At 72.8% G+C, this 14,612-nt stretch carries 12 protein-coding genes; 3 read left to right on the top strand and 9 right to left on the bottom strand.

The features are described from left to right. Positions 1-65: 65 nt before the first annotated feature. Complete coding sequence (locus ACFYX0_RS25715) at positions 66-941, top strand: SURF1 family protein (RefSeq protein ID WP_388973437.1); 876 nt, start codon at positions 66-68, stop codon at positions 939-941. 120 nt (positions 942-1,061) lie between these two features. Here ACFYX0_RS25715 and ACFYX0_RS25720 read toward each other — a convergent pair whose 3' ends face one another. The 7 genes from ACFYX0_RS25720 to ACFYX0_RS25750 form a co-directional block, all read right to left on the bottom strand. Beyond that, positions 1,062-2,354: a hypothetical protein gene (locus tag ACFYX0_RS25720; RefSeq protein WP_388973439.1), complete on the bottom strand. Its 1,293-nt coding sequence runs from the start codon at positions 2,352-2,354 to the stop codon at positions 1,062-1,064. Continuing rightward, positions 2,351-2,947 (bottom strand): SigE family RNA polymerase sigma factor, encoded by a 597-nt coding sequence (locus ACFYX0_RS25725; RefSeq protein WP_388973441.1) that lies wholly within the window; start codon positions 2,945-2,947, stop codon positions 2,351-2,353. Before ACFYX0_RS25725 ends, ACFYX0_RS25720 begins: the two co-directional genes overlap by 4 nt. Before the next feature lie 453 nt (positions 2,948-3,400). Then, positions 3,401-4,468: an aspartate-semialdehyde dehydrogenase gene (locus tag ACFYX0_RS25730; protein WP_388973443.1), complete on the bottom strand. Its 1,068-nt coding sequence runs from the start codon at positions 4,466-4,468 to the stop codon at positions 3,401-3,403. A gap of 178 nt (positions 4,469-4,646) precedes the next feature. Beyond that, positions 4,647-5,924, bottom strand: coding sequence for an aspartate kinase (locus ACFYX0_RS25735; RefSeq protein WP_355912370.1), 1,278 nt, complete (start codon positions 5,922-5,924; stop codon positions 4,647-4,649). Between the two features lie 277 nt (positions 5,925-6,201). Next, positions 6,202-6,861, bottom strand: a complete 660-nt coding sequence (locus ACFYX0_RS25740) for a DUF5063 domain-containing protein (RefSeq protein WP_355912373.1) — start codon at positions 6,859-6,861, stop codon at positions 6,202-6,204. Continuing rightward, positions 6,854-7,453 carry a recombination mediator RecR gene (gene recR / locus ACFYX0_RS25745; RefSeq protein WP_388973444.1) on the bottom strand — a complete coding sequence of 200 codons (600 nt, stop codon included), beginning with the start codon at positions 7,451-7,453 and terminating at the stop codon, positions 6,854-6,856. Before recR ends, ACFYX0_RS25740 begins: the two co-directional genes overlap by 8 nt. A gap of 107 nt (positions 7,454-7,560) precedes the next feature. Further along, a complete protein-coding gene (locus tag ACFYX0_RS25750; protein WP_311696463.1) occupies positions 7,561-7,902 on the bottom strand; it encodes a YbaB/EbfC family nucleoid-associated protein in 342 nt (113 codons plus the stop codon). A 370-nt stretch (positions 7,903-8,272) separates the two neighbouring features. Between ACFYX0_RS25750 and ACFYX0_RS25755 the strand changes: the two genes are divergently transcribed. Next, positions 8,273-9,013 (top strand): SLATT domain-containing protein, encoded by a 741-nt coding sequence (locus tag ACFYX0_RS25755; protein ID WP_311696464.1) that lies wholly within the window; start codon positions 8,273-8,275, stop codon positions 9,011-9,013. Positions 9,014-9,038: 25 nt separating this feature from the next. Here ACFYX0_RS25755 and ACFYX0_RS25760 read toward each other — a convergent pair whose 3' ends face one another. After that, positions 9,039-10,583, bottom strand: a complete 1,545-nt coding sequence (locus ACFYX0_RS25760; RefSeq protein ID WP_388973446.1) for a PstS family phosphate ABC transporter substrate-binding protein — start codon at positions 10,581-10,583, stop codon at positions 9,039-9,041. Between the two features lie 123 nt (positions 10,584-10,706). Continuing rightward, complete coding sequence (locus tag ACFYX0_RS25765; RefSeq protein ID WP_388973448.1) at positions 10,707-12,788, bottom strand: protein kinase; 2,082 nt, start codon at positions 12,786-12,788, stop codon at positions 10,707-10,709. A gap of 439 nt (positions 12,789-13,227) precedes the next feature. On the opposite strand from ACFYX0_RS25765, the gene ACFYX0_RS25770 reads away from it, so the two are divergent. Then, the gene (locus ACFYX0_RS25770; RefSeq protein ID WP_388973450.1) at positions 13,228-14,583 is read left to right on the top strand and encodes an aspartate aminotransferase family protein; all 1,356 of its coding nucleotides are present in this window, start codon (positions 13,228-13,230) and stop codon (positions 14,581-14,583) included. Positions 14,584-14,612: the final 29 nt, after the last annotated feature.

A 14,612-nucleotide genomic window follows, 5' to 3' on the forward strand; every position in this document is an offset into this window, starting at 1 on the left:
GCGCGAGCCTCGTACGCCGGGCCCCACGGGCGGGCGCCCGAACGCGGCACCGTACCGTGGAGGGCGTGTACCGGTTTCTGCTGACGCCCCGCTGGTGGGGGATCAACGTCTTCGTGCTGCTGGCCATCCCCTTCTGCATCTTCATGGGGTCATGGCAGCTGAGCCGGTTCGAGGCCCGGATGCACGAGCAGCAGAGGGCGAGCGAGCAGGTCTCGGCGGACCGCAAGGAAGCCGCCCGGCCGCTTCAGGAGCTGCTGCCCGTCGACCAGGGCACGTCCGGGAAGCGGACCACGGCCACCGGGCGGTACGGCAAGCAGCTGCTGGTGCCGGACCGGGTGCTGGACGGCAAGCAGGGCTTCTATGTGCTGACCTTGCTGCGCACCGACGGGGGCCGTGCCCTGCCGGTCGTGCGGGGCTGGCTGCCGGGTGACGCGAGCTCCGCGAAGGCGCCGGCCGCGCCGACCGGCGAGGTCACCGTCACGGGTGCGCTGCAGGCGTCGGAGAGCCCGGGGTCGAACGGGGTGGGAGGGGGCGGGGGGCTCCCCCCGGACGAGACCGCCGCGATCAGCGCGGCGTCCCTGGTCAACCTCGTGCCGTACAGCCTCTACGACGCCTGGATCACCCTCGACACGGCCGACAGCGGGATGCGGGCGGTGCCGGCGACGGTGCCCCAGAACACCGGACTGGATCTGAAGGCGTTCCAGAACCTGGGCTACACGGGCGAGTGGTTCGTCTTCGCGGGCTTCACGGTCTTCATGTGGTTCCGGCTGCTGCGCCGCGAGGTGGAGTACGCCCGGGACGCGGAACTGGGCCTCGTCACGGAGGGGCCGGGGGCCGGAGGCCCGACGTCCCCGGCGGAGCCGGAAACGGCCGAGGACGAGCAGGCCGCCGAGGACGAGAAGGCCGCCGCCGAGAGCGAGCCCCGGACCGCCGCGACCTGAGGCCCGAGCAGCCGGGACCAGTCGGCTCCGGGCGGCCGGACCAGCCGAGCCGGTCAGCCCCCGGCCACGGGACCCCGGCGGGACCAGCCGCCCCGGGCGTCCCGGGCGCCCGCGACAGGCTCAGGACGCCGGAAGTATCCCCGTGCGGTAGACCGTGCCGGCGCAGGCGTTGGGGACCGTCGTCGTGGCGGTGCCGGAGCCGGTCTCCGGGGTGTGGGAGACGACCACGCTGCCGTCGGCCACGGCGCCGTCCTCCGTCATCAGCTGCGGTGCCACTCCGGTGCCGCCGCCCTCAGGGGTCGTGCCGCCGCTCGTACCGGTGCTGTCCGAGGGGCTCGGGTCCGGTGAGGGTCCTCCGGTGCCGCCGCCCGTGGTGGGGCAGGTCTCCGACGGGACCCAGGCGAACTTGACCTCGTAGGCCGCGCCGGGCTTGAGCACCAGCGAGGTGGCCTGCTGGGACGGGTCGGGCAGCCCGGTGGCCGCGTCGCCCGCGACATGGTTCGCCACGCTGATCTTGGAGGCTTCCGCCGCGCCCTGCGGGGTCGTGGAGACGCTGCCGCCGGCCGAGACCGTACAGGGGGTGGTGGAGACGTTGGTGACGCGGAACGCGCCGTAGACCGTCCCGGTGGAGTCCGGTGCGCCCGCGGTGGCGGTCGCGCCGCCGAGCTGGGCTCCCGTGCACTCGGGGGCGCTCGCCGCGGAGGCCGTCGGGTTGACCCCGCCGGTGGCTCCGCCGGGCGCGCCCTTGCTCTTGTCGCCCTTGTCCTTCTGGCCGCCCTGGTCCGTGCCCTTGGTGGTGCCGCCGGAGCCGACCGAGCCGCTGGAGCCGCCGTCCGGGCCCTTGCCCTGCTCGGTGCCCTGCTGGGCCTGCGAGGCCTGACCGGCGATCGAGGGATCGGCGTCGGAGCCGGTGGCGTCGGAGACGTGCACGAGGGCGGGGATCGCCGTGCCGATGAACAGGGCGGCGGCCGCCATGCCGACCAGGGCCTGCCGCTTGCGCGCCCGCCGGGCGGGCACCGCGCGCCGCAGATGGTCCAGGGTGCCGTCGCGCGGCTCGATGTCGTCCACCGCGTGGTGGAGCATCCGCCGCAGCGCCAGTTCCTCCGGGCCGAACCGGGTCTCCGGGCCGTCCGGGCCGGCGCCGGGCCCGCCCGTGCGGCTCTCGAGGCCGCCGGGCGCCCCTGCGAAGCGGTCGGCGGTGGGCTCGTCGGGAGCGGTGTGCTCCGGCCGGGCTTCCTGGCGGCCCTGGTCGTCGGGGCGGTGGTTCACAGTTCCGTTCCCAGCATGCTGCTCGTGGTCGTCCTCGTGGGGCGCGGACCGGTCCGTCGGCTCGTGCCACACATCGGGCTCGTGTCGTTCGTGGGAGTCGCGTCCCGGGACGGCAGGGCGCCGCCGCTCCTCGTGCTCGCTCATGCCGGCGCTCCCATGGCGGTACGCAGCGCGGCGATGCCACGCGATCCGTACGCCTTCACCGACCCGAGCGATATCCCCAGCGTCTCGGCGACCTGGGCCTCGGTCATGTCCGCGAAGTAGCGCAGCACCAGCACCTCGCGCTGGCGGCGCTGCAGGCCCTTCATGGCCCGGATCAGCGAGTCGCGCTCCAGCTGGTCGTAGGCGCCCTCCTCCGCGCTCGCCATGTCCGGCATCGGCTTGGAGAGCAGCTTGAGGCCGAGGATGCGGCGGCGCAGCGCCGAACGGGAGAGGTTGACCACCGTCTGGCGCAGATAGGCGAGCGTCTTCTCCGGGTCGCGGACGCGTTTGCGCGCGGAGTGGACGCGGATGAACGCCTCCTGGACGACGTCCTCGCAGGAGGCGGTGTCGTCGAGGAGGAGTGCCGCGAGCCCGAGGAGGGAGCGGTAGTGGGCGCGGTAGGTCTCGGTGAGATGGTCCACCGTGGTGCCGGCGGCCGTCGTCTCCTCGGCGTTCTCACGCTGGCTGGGTATGCGGGCGGGCCGCGCTGCGGGCATGGGGGCGATCACCGGCATGCCGCCGGGCACGCCAGACATGCGGGGGCGGCGGGGCGGACGCAGGGCTGTGCCCCTCGCTCGTACGGCGGTGAATTCGAGTACCTCTGCCACGCCAGTTGGACACGTCTCCCCCCGGGAGGGTTGTACGCGACGGGCAACACCTTCGTGTCAGGCAGCACGTCCGTCTGCACATGCCCTCGTGCGCCCCCCAGCGCAGCGGACCGTGCGTCTAGTGCCCTCATGCGTACCAGCTCTTCCCCTATGCCCCATGTGTGATGGTGCCCGCCCCCCGGAGGGCGACCGCAAAGACGCTCCCCGCTCCGCAAGCGGTTGCGGGGCGGGGAGAGAAATCTTCGAACACCCGAAGGCTTCGATTCAAGTGGTCCGGACCACATGACGGGCCGTTGGAACCGACAGGGATCCTACAAACGATCCGGCCGACGACCAGCGGATTTTCTGTCGGGTGGGACGACGGCCGAAGCATCTGCGGCCCTACGGAGCCTCCCACTCGGACGCGACCAGTTCCGCGATCTGCGCCGTGTTCAGTGCCGAGCCCTTGCGCAGGTTGTCCCCGCACACGAACAGTTCCAGCGCGGTCGGGTCGTCGAGGGAGCGGCGCACCCGGCCCACCCAGGTGGGGTCCGTGCCGACCACGTCGGCGGGCGTGGGGAACTCGCCCGCGGCCGGGTCGTCGAAGAGGACGACGCCGGGCGCGGTGGCGAGGATGTCCCGCGCACGGTCGACCGTGACGTCGTCCTCGAAGCGGGCGTGGACGGTGAGGGAGTGCGCGGTGACGACGGGCACGCGGACGCAGGTGACCGCCACCCGCAGCCGGGGCAGCCCCAGGACCTTGCGGGACTCGTGACGGATCTTCATCTCCTCCGAGGACCAGCCGTCCTCGTCGGGCGTCCCGGTCCAGGGGACGACGTTCAGCGCCACCGGCTCCGGGAAGGGTCCCGTGTTGTCGCCCACAGCGCGCCGTACGTCACCGGGACTCGTCCCGAGTTCCGTGCCCGCCACCAGCGACAGTTGCTGGCGGAGGGTGTCGATGCCCGCGCGTCCCGCGCCGCTGACGGCCTGGTACGAGGAGACGACCAGCTCGCTGAGCCCGAACTCGGCGTGCAGCGCGCCGAGCGGCACGATCATCGAGAGCGTCGTGCAGTGGGGGTTGGCGATGATGCCGCGCGGGCGCACCCGGGCGGCGTGCGGGTTGACCTCCGGCACGACCAGCGGGACGTCCGGGTCCATCCGGAAGGCACCCGAGTTGTCCACCACGACTGCGCCGTGCGCGGCGGCGACCGGCGCCCACTGCCGCGCGACCTCGTCCGGTACGTCGAACATCGCCACGTCGACGCCGGAGAGCGCCGCCTCGTCGAGCGCGACGACCTCGACCTCCTCGCCGCGGACGGTCAGCTTGCGGCCGGTCGAGCGGGGCGAGGCGATCAGACGGATCTCGCCCCAGATGTCCGCGTGCTGGGACAGGATCTGGAGCATGACGGAGCCGACGGCCCCGGTCGCTCCCACGACCGCGAGCGTCGGCCGCCCGGTGCGGGCCGTCACCGGCGCTCCCCGCGGGGCACGCCCGGTTCCGGCAGATGGGCCCGCCGTACGGGACCCGAGGCCGGCCCGCAGCCCGTACGGTACGCACGACCGGATCCCGCACGGTCCGCGCGCGCGGAGCCCGCACGGCCCACGCACACGGACCCCGTACGGTCCTCGCCCCCGCGGGGGAGGCCGGTCATCGCCCGGTGCCTCCGTAGACGACGGCCTCGTCGCTCTCCGAGTCCAGGCCGAACGCGCTGTGCACCGCGCGCACCGCCTCCGGGACGTCGTCCGCGCGCGTCACGACCGAGATACGGATCTCGGAGGTCGAGATCAGCTCGATGTTCACGCCCGCGTCGCTCAGCGCCTCGAAAAAGGAGGCCGTGACGCCCGGGTTCGTCTTCATGCCCGCGCCGACGAGGGAGATCTTGCCGATCTGGTCGTCGTAGCGCAGCGAGTCGTAGCCGATCGCGGTCTTGCCCTTCTCCAGGGCGTCGATCGCCTTGCGTCCCTCGGTCTTCGGGAGCGTGAAGGAGATGTCCGTCAGGCCGGTCGCCGCGGCCGACACGTTCTGCACGACCATGTCGATGTTGATCTCGGCGTCGGCGATGGCGCGGAAGATCGAGGCGGCCTCGCCCGGCTTGTCCGGCACGCCGACGACCGTGATCTTGGCCTCGGAGGTGTCGTGCGCGACACCGGAGATGATGGCCTGCTCCACCTGCTGTTCCCCTTGCTCGATCGGGTCGCTGCTGACCCACGTGCCCTGCAGTCCGCTGAAGGAGGAGCGGACATGGATCGGGATGTTGTAGCGGCGTGCGTACTCCACACAGCGGTGGAGCAGCACCTTGGACCCGGACGCGGCCAGCTCCAGCATGTCCTCGAAGGAGATCCAGTCGAGCTTCCGGGCCTTCTTCACCACCCGCGGGTCGGCGGTGAACACGCCGTCGACGTCGGTGTAGATCTCGCACACCTCGGCGTCGAGGGCGGCGGCCAGCGCCACGGCGGTGGTGTCGGAGCCACCCCGACCCAGGGTCGTGATGTCCTTCTTGTCCTGGCTCACACCCTGGAAACCGGCGACGATGGCGATGTTGCCCTCGTCCAGCGCGGTGCGGATGCGGCCGGGCGTGACGTCGATGATCCGGGCTTTGTTGTGGACGGAGTCGGTGATGACGCCTGCCTGGCTGCCGGTGAAGCTCTGGGCCTCGTGGCCCAGGTTCTTGATCGCCATGGCCAGCAGGGCCATGGAGATCCGCTCTCCGGCGGTCAGCAGCATGTCGAACTCACGCCCGGCAGGCATCGGGGAAACCTGCTCGGCGAGATCGATCAGCTCGTCCGTCGTGTCGCCCATCGCGGAAACGACGACAACCACCTGGTTGCCGTTCTTCTTCGCTTCCACGATCCGCTTGGCGACGCGCTTGATGCCCTCGGCATCGGCTACGGAGGAGCCTCCGTACTTCTGCACGACAAGGCCCACGTGCGCTCCTCGCTCAATCCGTCTCTTTCCGCACCCGCGCAGTGCCGGTGCGGTCGGCTCAGTCTATCGAGCGACCGAATTTCCCTTCCGGGATACCGCATGGTGAGATGTCCCGCTCACATCGGGACCATCCCGGTTGTCTCCGGGTCCAGGACGGACGTTCGACGGTTTTCACCGCCGTCCTCCGCAGGTAATCCGGGCGCTCCGCACGGCACCTGCCCCCGCCGCGCACCGCGTACTCGGAAACGTGCCGCGTGTCACAGCGGCCGTTCGCCGGCTACCTGACCTGTCGCAGTCCGAGCGGTCGCGCGATCTCCCGGTCCATGACCCGGCCCGCCTCCTCCGCGAGGATCTCGTCACCGAGGTCCTGGTCGGTGTCGAGGCCGTCGAGCTCCGCCAGGGGCTGGTTCAGCCGCACGTGCGCGACCACGGACTGCAGCGCCCGCAGGGTCGCGGAGGCGGTCGCGCCCCAGTTGGAGAAGTACGAGAACTGCCACCACCACAGCGCCTCCGTGGTGCGGCCCGCACGGTAGTGGGCCATGCCGTGGCGCAGATCCGTGATGATGTCCGCGAGATCGTCGGAGATACGGGCCGGGACCGGAGCCGTGCGCGGCTCGTACGGGTCGAAGACCTCCGAGTAGACGTCGATCGGGTCCAGCATGACGGCGAAGCGCTCGCGCAGCTCGTCCACGTCAGCGTCCGGGCCCGCGTCCGGCTCGTAGCGCTCCTCGGGCACGATGTCCTCGTGCGCGCCCAGACGGCCGCCCGCGAGCAGCAGCTGGGAGACCTCCAGCAGAAGGAAGGGGACGGCCGAGTCCGGCTCGTCGCCCTTCGCGACCTCCGTGACGGCGACGAGGAAGCTCTCGACCTGATCCGCGATCTGGACGGCGAAGTCGTCCGGGTCCTGCGTCGTGGAGTGCAACGTGGCGTCAGACATCTAGGAGTCGTCTCCCCTCGAAGGCGCGGCCGAGCGTGACCTCGTCCGCGTATTCCAGGTCGCCACCCACCGGGAGGCCGCTGGCCAGGCGGGTGACCTTGAGGCCCATGGGCTTGATCATGCGGGCGAGATACGTGGCCGTGGCCTCGCCCTCCAGGTTGGGGTCCGTGGCCAGGATCAGCTCGGTGACCGTGCCGTCGGCCAGCCTGGCGAGCAGCTCCCTGATGCGCAGATCGTCCGGGCCGACGCCCTCGATGGGGCTGATCGCGCCCCCCAGGACGTGGTAGCGGCCGCGGAACTCGCGGGTGCGCTCGATCGCGACGACGTCCTTCGGCTCCTCCACCACACAGATGACCGACGGGTCGCGGCGCGCGTCACGGCAGATGCCGCACAGCTCCTCCTGCGCCACGTTGCCACAGGCCGCGCAGAAGCGGACCTTCGCCTTCACCTCGAGCAGCGCCTGGGCGAGCCGGCGGACGTCCGCCGGCTCGGCCTGCAGGATGTGGAAGGCGATCCGCTGGGCGCTCTTGGGACCGACGCCGGGCAGCCGTCCCAGCTCGTCGATCAGGTCCTGGACCACGCCTTCGTACAACGGACTGCCTTCCTGAAGAGCTTCGGTACGTACCGTAGCCGGGCCCGGTTTCTTGGTACGTACGGTAGTTGGCCCTCGCCTTCCACAGAAGGGACGGGCCGGTGGACTCAGAACGGCAGGCCGGGGATCCCACCGCCGCCGAGCCCCTGGGCCAGCGGGCCGAGCTTCTGCTGCTGGAGCGCCTGCGCGTTCTCGTTGGCCGCCTGGACGGCCGCGACGACCAGGTCGGCGAGCGTCTCGGTGTCCTCGGGGTCCACCGCCTTCGGGTCGATGACCAGGGCGCGCAGCTCGCCGGCGCCGGTGACGGTGGCCTTCACCAGGCCGCCGCCCGACTGCCCGTCGACCTCCGTCCGGGCCAGTTCCTCCTGAGCCCGCGCGAGATCCTGCTGCATCTTCTGGGCCTGCTGGAGCAGCTGCTGCATGTTGGGCTGGCCACCACCGGGAATCACGATCAGCTCCTGGTCTCGTTCGGGTACGGACGGCAGGTCGCGTACCGCTGTCTGGGCGGGATGTGCCGCCTGGCACGAGCCTACGTGGTCACCGGGACGACCGCTCCGGTAGTCCGTCCGGACCCGGGCCCGGGCAAGCGGCGGCACTCTTTCGAGTGGCATTGCGGAGCGGCCTCCCCCGGTGACGGCCCACTTCCGGGCGGAAAAGCCGGGAAACCCGGGTCCTCGTCGTCCGGGGAACGGTAGGAAGGATCCGGCGCTTCGGCACCATGCGTCACGAGCTCATCACGGAGCGTGTGCCGCGCGTGGGCGGGCGCACACCGCGAAGTGACCATCGCGGAACGTCACAGCCGTACGTAGGGAGTGCCGGGTGAGTCAGCCGGAGATGCAGCCCGAGGGTCCGCTCCAGGACGGGCGGGACGACGGCGCGGCGGGACTTCGGCCGGGCGACCTCGGGGGACGGCCGTTCCCGCACGGCGACTGGGGGGAGCCCGCCGAGCGGCTGGACGAGCTGTACCGGTGGGTGGAGCGGCGGGCGCTGGAGACGGCGGCCTGGTATCTCGCGAACCGGGTGTGGAAGCGCCGGGTCGCGCGGGCGCTGCGCGGGGGCGCGGCGGCGGGGGTGGTGTGCGGGGCCGCGCTGCCGCTGCTCGATCTGACCGGGCTCACGGACCGCGCCGTGCCGTGGGCGTATCTGTCGCTGCTGCTCGGCATGGCGTGCGTCGCGGGGGACCGGTTCTTCGGGGTGACCTCCGGGTGGATGCGGGACGTGGCGACCGCCCAGGCTCTGCAGCGGCGGTTGCAGACGCTCCAGTTCGACTGGGCGACCGAGAGCGTGCGGGAGGTGCTCGGGCCGACGGAGGGGACCGCGGGCGAGGCGGCGGAGCGGTGCCTCGCGGTGCTGCGGCGGTTCAGCGAGGACGTGACGGACCTGATGCGGGCGGAGACCGCGGACTGGATGGTGGAGTTCCGCCGGGGGTCCGCCCCGCTGGTGCTCCAGTCGGTGGGGGCGGCCGCGTCCCGGGCCGAAGGGGTGGCGCCGGGCCGGTTCACCCCGCCCACGGGGGCCCGGCCCAACATGCCGAGGCAACGGCCGCCGGACCCCCGGTGAGGCGGGCGGCGGCCGTCGGGGGCGATCAGCCGTCGTCGTCCGCGCAGAGCGGCAGCACCGCCGGCGCGGAGCACGGCAGATGGCCGTGCGTGCGGATCTCGCTCTCGCCGGTGCCCTGGCTGACGTAGGCGAGGAACTGCGCGGTGAGGGAGCCGGCGAGTGGGCGCCGGTAGGTGTAGGCGTACTCGACGCCGCGGTAGGGGTAGTTGCTCCGGCGGTACTCGATGTCCTCTATGGAGGCCGCGGCGCCGTCCAGCGGCACCCGGCGCAGGCCCTTGTGGCGGGCGAGGTTGAGTTCGCTGTAGCCGATGGCGCCGGGGATCCTGGCCACCGTGTCCAGCACCTTCTGCGTGGAGTCGAGTTCGCAGCGCATGACCGGCGCGGACCGGTCGTCCTGGTGGACGCAGTCCAGCGAGGTGCTGGGGGCCCGCTCCCAGGTGCCGAGCACCCGCCGCTGGAAGATCTGCCGGGTGCCGGAGTCGGCGTTGCGGCTGACGAGCACCACGGGCAGATCGGGCAGGTGCGGGTCGAGCTGCTTCCAGCGGGTCACCTGCCCGCGGTAGATACGGCGCACGTCCGCCAGGGAGAGCCCGTGCGGCAGGTCGACGCCCTCGTTGACGACCAGGGTGAAGGCGGACACGGCGACCCGCGTCCCGTCGAGATCGGAGACCACGCCCGCCCTCGGGGTGGGACCGTCGGAGAACGCGATCATGGCGGGGGCGCTCTTCGACCGGGCGCCCAGGGAGACGAGGTCCCCGACCCCTGCCTCGCTGCCGCGGGCGTCCACCCTGATGTCGGAGCCCTCGCACCTGTCCTCGTACTGCTTCGCCAGATCCCGCACCACGGGTGCGAAGGCCGTCGAGCCGGTGACCGTCAGGGTTCCGCGGGCGCAGCCGATGGGGAGCGGGTGGTCGTCGCGGGCGATGACGATGCCGGCGAGCGTGAGGACGCTGAGCGTGAGGGTGATGCTGATCAGCCGGGCGGCCCGGCTGAACAGGGGCGGCTGGTCGTCCGGGGTGGCGCTGCGGTTGGGGTGCACCTCACCGTCGTGGATGCCGCCTATGAGCCGTATCTCGCGGCCCACGTCGCCACCGGACAGCAGCACGAGCAGCTTGAAGTGCTCGCCCCGGTTCAGCGGGACACGCGGGATGCGCAGCCGGTTGCCCTCGTAGCCGAAGCCGCTCTCCGCGGTGAAGTGGTCCATGAGGTGGTCGGTGTTGGTCGGCTGCGTGACCGACACACCGCGGACGATGCGATCGGTGAACACCGCGGTCAGACCGTGGCTCTCGGGGCCGCTGTAGTCGCCGCCGCCGATGCCCTGCGAGCCGTCGTTCTCGATGCGCAGCAGGACGAGGGTCGCGTCCGCCATGTCCGGGGTCTCGTCGAAGAGGCCGAGGCGTCTGTTGGCGCGGCCGGAGCGGTCGCCGATCGGGTTGTCCATCTGGACGCGGTAGCCGATGCGTTTGCGCCGCGGCACCCGGCGTTCGTACCAGACCATGGCGACGGACGCGACGATGCCGAGGACCGCGGTTCCCACGGCCACGACGTTCTCTGGACTGAACCATTGCACCGTGGGTCCCCCACAACTCCCCGGAGCCGAATGTGGGGTCACCGTACGGCCGTCGGCGGCCGCACACAGGGTACGGGCGCCTAAGTTCGTGTGACGTTCAATCTGCCGTCAGGTGACGGGAGTTCAGCCTTGTTTGGTGTACGTGAGGGATTCGCCACCGCTTGTGTTCACACGGCGCAGACGGCCGTCCGGCAGGATCGTCAGCTCCGTGGCGCCGCCCGGGGTGCAGGCGGACGCGGGACGGCCCGACGCGACCGTGGAGGGGCCGATGTCCAACGGGCCCTCCGCGCCGGGCGATCCGGACAGCGCGGCCCGGAAGACGCAGTGGTACGTGCCGCCGTCCAGCGGGCCGTCCGCGGTCAGCGAGAGCACCGGTTCGCCCACCGCGCCCTGCTCGATGACCAGTTGGCGGGTGCTGTGGCCGCTCGCGCTGTCGATGGCGGCGGTCCACGTGCCGAGAAACGCAGCGGGTACGGCGCCGGCCGCGGGCGACCCTCCGGAGGGGTTCGCGGTGGCCGGGGCGGAGCCCGTGGGGGTGCCCGGGGCGGAGGTGGCGGGCGTGGCGGAGCGGTGCGCATGGCCGTGACCGCCGCCGGTGGCGGTTCCGTCGCCGCGCATCAGCGCGTACACCGAGCCGCCCGCGCCGAGCGCGACCACCACGGCGGCGACCAGCAGCGCGGCGGTGGAGCGGCCGCTTCTGCGCCGCGGCTCCGCCGGGTCCGGGTCGCCGAAGGGGTACGGGCCGTGCTGCCGGGTCGGGCCGGGGGTGGGGCCGAAGCCGCCGTGGCCGTATCCGGGCTGGGGGTGCTGCTGGGGGTAGCCGTACGCGGCGGGCGGCGGGGGCGGCCCGGCGGGTCCGGCCTGGGCGGGTGGACCGCCGGGCGGGGCGGCGCCGTACGGCAGGTCGGAGGCGGACGCGTGCTCGGGCGGCACCTCGGGAGCCGCGGGGGCCTGTTCGGCCAGGTCCACCGGGACGCGGGGGTCGACCGCGCCGGGCACCGGGGTGAGCCCGGAACCCGGGCCGGCGGTGGACCGGACGGGATCCGTGACCGGCCCCGCGGTGCCTTCGGCGGAATCCGTGGCACGCCCGCCTCCGTCGGCGCCCGAAGGGCCCGTACCGTCCCCCGGAGCCGCCGATTCCCCCGAAGCCGCCGATTCCGCCGAGGTCACCGAGTCCCCGAGGTCCGCCGACCCCGGCGCGCGCCCCGCGCCCCTCGCCGAGGCCACCCTCGTCGCGGTCTCCGCCGCGCTCTCCTCCGGGTCCTCCGTGTCCAGCAACCGCACGGCCTGGCGGCCCAGTTGGGCGACCAGGACGCCGGGCAGCCAGGGGTCCCGGCTGCGGCCGCCGGAGACCGTGTCCTCGGCGCCGGCCCGCTCCAGGATCTCCGCCGGGGTCGGGCGGGCCGCCGGGTCCTTGCGCAGACAGTCGCGGACGAGGTCGCCGAGGTTCTCGGGCACCCCCGTCAGATCCGGTTCCTCCTGGGCGATACGGAACATCAGGGCGTGCACCCCGCTGCCCCCGCTGCCGAAGGGAAGGGCGCCCGTGGCGGCGTACGCGAGGACGGACCCCAGGCAGAAGACGTCGCACGCGGGCGTGACGCGGTCGCCGCGCACCTGCTCGGGCGCCATGAACCCGGGCGAGCCGACCAGTGCGCCGGTGCGGGTGAGCCCCGCGCCGCTGAGGGTCTCCAGGGCGCGGGCGATGCCGAAGTCGATGACCCGGGGCCCGTCGATGGTCACCAGCACGTTGGAGGGCTTGAGGTCGCGGTGGATCAGCCCGGCGGCGTGGATGTCCTGCAGGGCGTGGGCGAGCCCGGCGGCCAGGACCCGCACGGACCGCTCGGGCAGGGCGCCGTGGTCGCGGGAGACGATGCTCTGGAGGGTGGGGCCCGCGACATAGCCGGTGGCGACCCAGGGGATCTCGGCCTCGGTGTCCGCGTCGAGGACGGGCGCGGTCCAGTACCCGCCTACCCGCCGCGCGGCCTGCACCTCCTGCCGGAAGCGCGCCCGGAACTCCTCCTGCTCGGCCAGCTCCCGCCGGACGAGTTTCACGGCGACGGTACGGCCCCGGTCGGACCGGGCCAGATACACGTTCCCCATGCCGCCGGCCCCCAGCCGGGCGAGCAGCCGGTACGCCCCGGCACTCCCCTTGAGCCGCACGCCCGGGGGGATCCCCAGCGGATCCCCGCCCCCCGGCATCTCCATCGCCGCCTCACCTACCCCCTGCGTGTGCGACAGACAGCCAGAGAATAACCGCAGAACATCACCGCACCGCGAGGAGCCGGCCACGGCAGTGCCCCGGTTCGGTCACGGGACGGAACGGGGCGTCTTGGGACGAGCGCCCCACCGTCGCCGCGCCCCCGGGCCCGCCCCACCGTCGCCGCGCCCTCGGGGCCGCCCCACCGTCGCCGCGCCCCCAGGCCCGCCCCACCGTCGCCGCGCCCTCGGGGCCGCCCCACCGTCGCCGCGCCACCGGGCCCGCCCCACCGTCGCCGCGCCCTCGGGGCCGCCGCGCCGGCAGGCACGACGGGCCGCGGAACACCGCCAGCGGGCCCGCCCTGTCGACAGACTGTCGCGTTCCGGGCCCGTCCGCAGACAGGACGCCGGTGTCGCGTCCGGGCACCGGACTCCTACGCTCGGGCGCATGACGCCTCAGACCGACCCCCAGGCCGGCGCCGCCGTCAAGGCCGCGGACCGTGCGCATGTCTTCCACTCCTGGTCAGCGCAGGAGCTCATCGACCCGCTCGCCGTCGCCGGTGCGGAGGGGTCGTACTTCTGGGACTTCGACGGCAACCGCTATCTCGACCTCACGAGCGGACTCGTCTTCACCAACATCGGCTACCAGCACCCGAAGGTCGTCGCCGCGATCCAGGAGCAGGCGGCCTCGATGACCACGTTCGCGCCCGCCTTCGCCGTGGAGGCGCGCTCGCAGGCCGCCCGGCTGATCGCCGAGCGCACCCCCGGCGACCTCGACAAGATCTTCTTCACGAACGGCGGCGCCGACGCGGTCGAGCACGCCCTGCGCATGGCGCGCATCCACACCGGCCGCCCCAAGGTGCTCTCCGCCTACCGCTCGTACCACGGCGGCACCCAGCAGGCGGTCAACCTCACCGGTGACCCGCGCCGCTGGGCCTCCGACAGCGGTGCCGCGGGCGTGGTGCACTTCTGGGCGCCGTTCCTGTACCGCTCCCGCTTCTACGCGGAGACCGAGCAGCAGGAGTGCGAGCGGGCGCTGGAGCACCTGGAGACGACCATCGCCTTCGAGGGGCCGGGGACGATCGCCGCGATCATCCTGGAGACCGTCCCCGGCACCGCCGGGATCATGGTCCCGCCGCCCGGCTATCTCGCGGGCGTCCGTGAGCTGTGCGACAAGTACGGGATCGTCTTCATCCTCGACGAGGTGATGGCCGGATTCGGGCGCACCGGCCGGTGGTTCGCGGCGGACCTGTTCGACGTCGTCCCGGATCTGATGACCTTCGCCAAGGGCGTGAACTCCGGGTATGTGCCGCTCGGCGGTGTCGCCATCTCCGGGCGGATCGCGGAGACCTTCGGGAAGCGAGCCTACCCGGGCGGGCTGACGTACTCGGGGCATCCGCTGGCGTGCGCGGCGGCCGTCGCGACGATCAACGTGATGGCCGAGGAGGGCGTCGTCGAGAACGCGGCGGAGCTGGGCGCGTCCGTCGTGGAGCCGGCCCTGCGCCGGCTGGCCGAGCGCCACCCGAGCGTCGGCGAGGTGCGCGGGGTCGGCATGTTCTGGGCCCTGGAGCTGGTGCGGAACAAGGAGACCCGGGAGCCGCTCGTGCCCTACAACGCGGCCGGTGAGGCGGCCGCGCCGATGGCCGCGTTCGCCGCCGCCGCGAAGGCGAACGGTGTGTGGCCGTTCGTGAACATGAACCGTACGCATGTGGTGCCGCCGTGCAACGTGACGGAAGCCGAGCTCAAGGAGGGGCTGGCGGCCCTGGACGCGGCACTGTCGGTGGCGGACGAGTACACGGAGTAGAAGGGATTCCCGGGACTCCGAACGCGTAA

This window comes from Streptomyces sp. NPDC002573 (assembly GCF_042889625.1).
Classification (GTDB): domain Bacteria; phylum Actinomycetota; class Actinomycetes; order Streptomycetales; family Streptomycetaceae; genus Streptomyces; species Streptomyces gibsoniae.